We start from the raw sequence: 5765 nt of genomic DNA on the forward strand, positions 1-5765 counted from the left end.
CGCCCTCCCTCTCCAAGTCTCCCTCTCCCTGTTCGAGAACGCGCGGCGAGCGGCACCGGCGCGTTCTCGAACAGGGAGAGGGAGACTTGGAGAGGGAGGGCGGCTCGGGACTCACCGAAGCAGGATAGCTGGTCACGCAGGCGCTCAGGCGGCGCCGGTCTGGCCGGGGACGAGCATGAGGGTGCGGAAGATCTCGGGGGGGATGTCGCGGCTGATGGACACTTCGGCCACGCTGTCGCGGCGCTGGGCGTGGCCGCGCGTGCGGCGGTTTTCGGCGAAGGCGTCCCAGCCCTTGGCCACCGGCACGAAGAGCCAGTCGCCGCGGGCGGAGGCGCGGCGGGTGGCGGAGCCGGAATTGATGGGGGAGAGGTCGATATCGGGGGCGAAGGCATCGAAGAAGCGGCGGCTGTCGAGCCGGACCTGCACGATGTTGTCCTCGGCCTTCAGGCTGTCGGCAAAGCTGGCGCCGCCATCGGTGGGCCAGAAGAAGAGGCGGGAATTGAGCACATCGGCCCAGCTTTCGAGCGTGTGGCCGTCGAGGAAGGTTTCGGCCTGCGCGGCCCCCGCGATCAATGGGCGCTGGTGGTTGAGCTTGATGGTGCGCCCCTCAAGCCGGATCTCGGTACGGTCTTTGCGCAGGCGCAGATCGCGCGGGTCGATCCCGGCGCGGCGGGCGATTTCGGCGGCGCGGATCAGCCCGCCCGCGTTGATCCCCGGCACGTTGGAGCGCATCGTGAGATGCACCAGCTGAGGGCCGACGTGCTCGACGAATTCCTCACGATCCATGCATCTTTCCCGCTTCCTTCACCCCAAGTCAGCACTATAGAGAGGTTTTCGCGGCGTAAACTGCGCGGCGCACGGTTCTTCTGACCTGTGACCGTGGGGAAACGGCGTGGGGCATGGCCACGGAGAGCGGCGAGGCGCGCCCTGCGGGCCGCAAGGCGCCCCGGCTTATGCGATGCGCCCCGGTAGGAGGGCTCATTTCAGGATCGAGCGGCCTGCGTAGACGGCGGTTTCGGCCAGTTCTTCCTCGATGCGGATGAGCTGGTTGTACTTGGCGAGGCGGTCGGAGCGGGCCAGCGAGCCTGTCTTGATCTGGCCGCAGTTGGTGGCGACGGCGAGGTCGGCGATGGTGGCATCTTCGGTTTCGCCCGAACGGTGCGACATGACGTTGGTGTAGCGCGCGCGGTGGGCCATATCGACGGCCTTTAGCGTTTCGGTCAGGGTGCCGATCTGGTTGACCTTAACCAGCATGGAGTTGGCCACGCCCTTGGAGATGCCATCGGCCAGACGGGCGGGATTGGTAACGAAGAGGTCGTCGCCCACGAGCTGGACCTTGTCGCCGATCTTGTCGGTCAGGATCTTCCAGCCCTCCCAGTCATCCTCGGACATGCCGTCTTCGATGGAGATGATCGGGTAGTCGGTGGCGAGCTTGGCGAGGTAGTCGGCGTTTTCTTCCGAGGTGAGCGAGGCGCCTTCGCCCTTCATCTCGTATTTGCCGCCCTTGTAATACTCGGTCGCGGCGCAATCGAGGGCGAGGTAGATCTCTTCGCCGGGTTTGTAGCCGGCCTTCTCGATGGACTTCAGGATGAAGTCGAGCGCGTCGCGGGTGGAGGCGAGCTCGGGCGCGAAGCCGCCCTCGTCGCCGAGGCCGGTGGACATGCCGGCGGCGGAAAGCTCGCCCTTGAGGGTGTGGAACACTTCCGACCCCATGCGCACAGCGTCGGCGATGGTGGGCGCCGAGACCGGCATGATCATGAATTCCTGGATGTCGATCGGGTTATCGGCGTGTTCGCCGCCGTTGATGATGTTCATCATCGGCACCGGCAGGGTGCGGGCCGAGGTGCCGCCGACGTAGCGATAGAGCGGCTGGCCGGTGTATTCGGCGGCGGCCTTCGCGGTGGCGAGCGACACGCCGAGGATGGCGTTGGCGCCGAGGCGGCCCTTGTTGGGGGTGCCGTCAAGCTCGATCATCGCGCCGTCGATCGCCACCTGTTCGGTGGCCTCGAAGCCGACCAGTGCTTCGGCGAGCTCGCCATTCACAGCGGCCACGGCGTCACGCACGCCTTTGCCCTTGTAGCGGCTCTTGTCGCCATCGCGCTTTTCGACCGCCTCATGGGTGCCGGTGGAGGCGCCCGAGGGCACGGCGGCGCGGCCAAGGGTGCCGTCTTCCAGCGTCACGTCGACTTCGACGGTGGGGTTGCCGCGGCTGTCGAGGATCTCGCGGGCGTGGATGTCGATGATGGTGGACATGGGGCGGACTCCCTTTGGGCGTGTGGTTTGCCCTACGTCATAGCAGCGTTAGGGCGTGGTGCAAGGCGGGATATGATAGCGCTAACGCCACGGCGGAAAAACGTTTGCCAAGCGGGGGGTGGGGAGGGCCTACGCAGCGCGGCGGCGTTCGCGCAGGAAGGCGTAGAGGCCTGCGGCGATGATGAGGATCGACCCGGCAATCGTCCAGCCGTCGGGGCGCTCGGCGAAGAAGGTGACGCCGATGAGCGTGGCGAAGAGCAGGCGGGAGTAGCGGAAGGGCGCGACGGTGGCCAGCTCGCCCACCCGGACGGCGGCGGTGAGGGCGAGGTAGCCAGTCAGGGTGAAGGCGATGCCGAGAGGTGCCCAGATCAGCGCGGGCGCCGTGAGCGGCGCGAAGCCCGGGCCGATGAGCAGGGCGGCGGTGGCGGCGAGGGGGACGAGCGAGAAGCCCCAGGCGGCGAGGGTCAGCGAAGGGATGGTTCGCGGCGCGGCGCGGGTGGTGAGATCACGCGCCGAGAGAGCCACGGCTGCGGCGACGGCGACGAGGGAGGCCGGGTCGAAGGCCTCCATGCCGGGGCGGACGATCATGAGCATGCCGGCCATGCCCGCCGCTACCGCCGACCAGCGCCGCCAGCCCACCTTCTCGCCGAAGAAAAGCGCGGCGCCGAGGGTGACGAGGATGGGATTCATCTGCATCAGGGCGGAGACAGTGGTGAGCGGCGCCAGTGCGATGGCCAGTGTGATGGTGAGCGAGGCCACTGCCTCGGAGAGGCTGCGGCCCACCACGGCGGGGTGAAAGAAGGCACGCGAAAAGACCGGCTCGCCCCTGACGAGAGCTGCGACGGAGAAGATGACTGCGGTCAATCCACCGACAATGAGGATTACCTGAGGGGCCGGCATATGGGCCGCCAAGAGCTTCACGATGGAATCGGTGCAGGCGAGGCCGAGCATCGCCAGCACCATGAGGGCAATGCCCTTGAGATTGTCGGTCACATGCCGCCTCGTTCGTCCGGAACTTGACCCTCAGCTACAGGCTGACGCAGGAAATGGACAGGGCAGGCAGAAAAGTGGTGCGCATCACTCGTCGGGCTGCGGTTTGGCCGCGTCGCCAGGCCCGACGATTCCGAAGGTGCTGGAGGATTGCGAGGCGTTCGCCTGGTCAAAAAAGCCCTCGGCGGCCAATCCCCGCCGAAGCAATTCACGTACCGCGGCGGACCTGCTGGGCATGCGCGCCTTGAACCTCCAGTCGTCCAGCGCCTGGGTTTCTTCCTCGGTCAGCATGATTTGCAGCCGGTCGGTGCGCTTGTGCGGGTCGTTTTCGATGGGTGAGGCCCCCCTTATGGGCGCGGGAAACACCTTTTCTGTATGGGGTTGTGCCCACCATGGGCGGCCCCCCGCTCAACCCTGAGAATACATAGTGCAAGCAGGTTTAGCAATATGAGCAAGATCAGCAGGATGTGTGGAATGAGTTTGTTAAGCATTTGATATAGCAGAAAAAAGTGGGGTTCTGGCTGCGTGGGTGTTAGGATGAGTGTGGAGGTAAACGCGCAATGGACCAACGGATCAACAGCGACGCAGGGGCCGAGATGCCCCGGCCCGGACGGGTGGCGGTGATCAGCACCGATCGCGTGCTCGCGCTCGATCTGGAGATGATGCTGAAGGATGCGGGCTACGATGTGTTCGAGGTGCCCTCCTTCGAGGCGCTGCCAGCGGCGAAGGACAATGTTTCGTCCGCGATCGTCGACATGGGTGAGCAGCCGGAAGCGGCATTGAAGGCTCTTTTGAGGCTCTCGTCGGAACGCATCCCCCATGTCGTTCTGAGCTATGAGGCGCAGGACGTGCCCCTGAGCCTGCGTGACCCGATGTTCTGTGGCACGCTCAGCAAGCCGATCTGCGTGGACGAGCTGCTGCCGCTGCTGGGGCAGAGCCTTCCGGATCAGCGGGGCTTGCGGCGCACGCCGTAAAGCTCCAGCCGGTGGCCCTTGAGCTCGTAGCCGAGCCGGGCTGCAATCTTTTCCTGCAAGGCTTCGATCTCTGGATCGACGAACTCGATGACCTCGCCGGTTTTCATGTCGATCAGGTGATCGTGGTGGGCCCGCTCGGCATCTTCGTAGCGCGCGCGCCCGTCGCCGAATTCCAGCTTCTCCAGCAGGCCGCTCTCCTCGAAGAGTTTCACCGTGCGGTAGACCGTGGCGAGCGAGATCTTCGGGTCCACGGCGGAGGCGCGGGCGTAAAGCTCCTCGACATCGGGATGATCCGAGGCGGCATCGAGCACCTCGGCGATCACCTTGCGCTGGCCGGTGATGCGCAGGCCCTTGGCGGCGGAGCGCTCGATGAGGGAAGGGATCGTCATTGGGGCCTCCGGCTGGTGAAGAGGGTTTAGCCGGGGTGGCCGAGAATTTCCAGCGCGAGAGGGGCAGCGATTTTTCGTACGAAAAATCGTGTTGCCTGGCATGGCCGGCGCGGGTCAGAGGGCGAGGGCGCCCTGCATCACGGGCACGGCGGCGCCGGAGATTGTGACGGAGGTTTCGGTGGTGGCAACGCCGATGCGCGAGGGGCGGCCCATGTCGTCGCCCTGGTGGATGGTGGCCGTCAGTGGCCCTTCGGCGGCGGTGAGATAGGCCGCCAGCGCGGCGGCGGCGGAGCCGGTGGCCGGGTCTTCCGGGATGTTGTCGAGCGGGGCGAACATGCGGGCGTGGATCGTATCGCCCTCGCGGACGTAGGCGTATTGTGCAAAGTCGAGGCCGGAGGGGTGGGCGGCGTGGCCCTCCCTGAAGGCCTCGATATCGGGGGTGGCGCCGGAGAGCGCGGCGCGGCTCGTCAGTTCGGTGAGCGTAAAGGGCAGGCCGACGGAGGCCATGGTGGGCGGGGCGGCGATATCACTCTCGGGGAGCGACAACGCGCGGGCCACCAGCGCGGGCGACGGCTGGGCGAGGATTTCCAGCGCGACCTCGGTGGTGAAGCGCGCCTCGGTGGGGGTCGCATGGGCGCGGATCGGGCCGACGCCCAGCTCTAGGGTCATCTCGGGGCCGTGGCCGGCCTGAGCCAGGGCGATGGCGGTGCCGATGGTCGGGTGACCGGCGAAGGGGATCTCCATGGTGGGGGTGAAGATGCGCACGCGGGCGGTGTTTGCAGCGTTCTGCGGCGGGTAAACGAAGGTGGTTTCGGAGTAGTTGAACTCGGCGGCGATCTTCTGGAGCGCGTCTTCAGGGAGGGCGCGCGCGTCGGGGATGACGGCGAGCGGGTTGCCGGTGAAGGGAGTGTCGGTGAAGACGTCTAGGGTGAGGTAGGGGGTCATATGCGCATCGTTGTCAGGAGGGAGGGCGTGGTTGCGGCGGGATAGGGGCCTCGGGCCATGAGGCCGGAAGGGTAGGGTTTGGTGCTGTCCCAGGGCCAGGAGAGGCGGTCGGGCGTGAAGCGGACCTCGATGCGGCCGGGGGCGAGGCCGAGGGCGGAGGTGATCTCTGCAAGGGGCGGAATGGCCGGGGCGATGATGTCGAGCAGGGCGGGGC

The 5765-nt window shown here is 66.6% G+C and carries 8 protein-coding genes; 1 reads left to right on the plus strand and 7 read right to left on the minus strand.

The features are described from left to right. Positions 1–144 precede the first annotated feature (144 nt). From DYI42_RS22990 to DYI42_RS23005, 4 genes are all read right to left on the minus strand, one after another. Complete coding sequence (locus DYI42_RS22990) at positions 145–786, minus strand: DUF7002 family protein (protein ID WP_213549337.1); 642 nt, start codon at positions 784–786, stop codon at positions 145–147. 192 nt (positions 787–978) lie between these two features. Beyond that, complete coding sequence (gene eno, locus DYI42_RS22995) at positions 979–2253, minus strand: phosphopyruvate hydratase (protein ID WP_213549339.1); 1275 nt, start codon at positions 2251–2253, stop codon at positions 979–981. Between the two features lie 129 nt (positions 2254–2382). Further along, positions 2383–3246, minus strand: a complete 864-nt coding sequence (locus DYI42_RS24615) for a DMT family transporter (RefSeq protein ID WP_213549341.1) — start codon at positions 3244–3246, stop codon at positions 2383–2385. Between the two features lie 84 nt (positions 3247–3330). Beyond that, positions 3331–3534: a hypothetical protein gene (locus DYI42_RS23005; protein WP_213549343.1), complete on the minus strand. Its 204-nt coding sequence runs from the start codon at positions 3532–3534 to the stop codon at positions 3331–3333. Positions 3535–3803: 269 nt separating this feature from the next. On the opposite strand from DYI42_RS23005, the gene DYI42_RS23010 reads away from it, so the two are divergent. Next, positions 3804–4217, plus strand: coding sequence for a hypothetical protein (locus tag DYI42_RS23010; protein ID WP_213549345.1), 414 nt, complete (start codon positions 3804–3806; stop codon positions 4215–4217). On the opposite strand, the gene DYI42_RS23015 is transcribed toward DYI42_RS23010, so the two are convergent. The 3 genes from DYI42_RS23015 to DYI42_RS23025 form a co-directional block, all read right to left on the minus strand. After that, positions 4190–4606, minus strand: coding sequence for a Fur family transcriptional regulator (locus DYI42_RS23015; RefSeq protein ID WP_213549347.1), 417 nt, complete (start codon positions 4604–4606; stop codon positions 4190–4192). The two genes, DYI42_RS23010 and DYI42_RS23015, sit on opposite strands and share 28 nt — an antisense overlap. A 114-nt stretch (positions 4607–4720) precedes the next feature. Further along, a complete protein-coding gene (locus DYI42_RS23020; protein ID WP_213549349.1) occupies positions 4721–5551 on the minus strand; it encodes a PhzF family phenazine biosynthesis protein in 831 nt (276 codons plus the stop codon). After that, positions 5548–5765: hypothetical protein (locus tag DYI42_RS23025; RefSeq protein WP_213549351.1), on the minus strand; the 218-nt coding region annotated here is incomplete at its 5' end. The genes DYI42_RS23020 and DYI42_RS23025, both read right to left, overlap by 4 nt.

It is taken from the genome of Vannielia litorea (assembly GCF_018424695.1).
In the GTDB taxonomy this organism is placed as follows: domain Bacteria; phylum Pseudomonadota; class Alphaproteobacteria; order Rhodobacterales; family Rhodobacteraceae; genus Vannielia; species Vannielia litorea_A.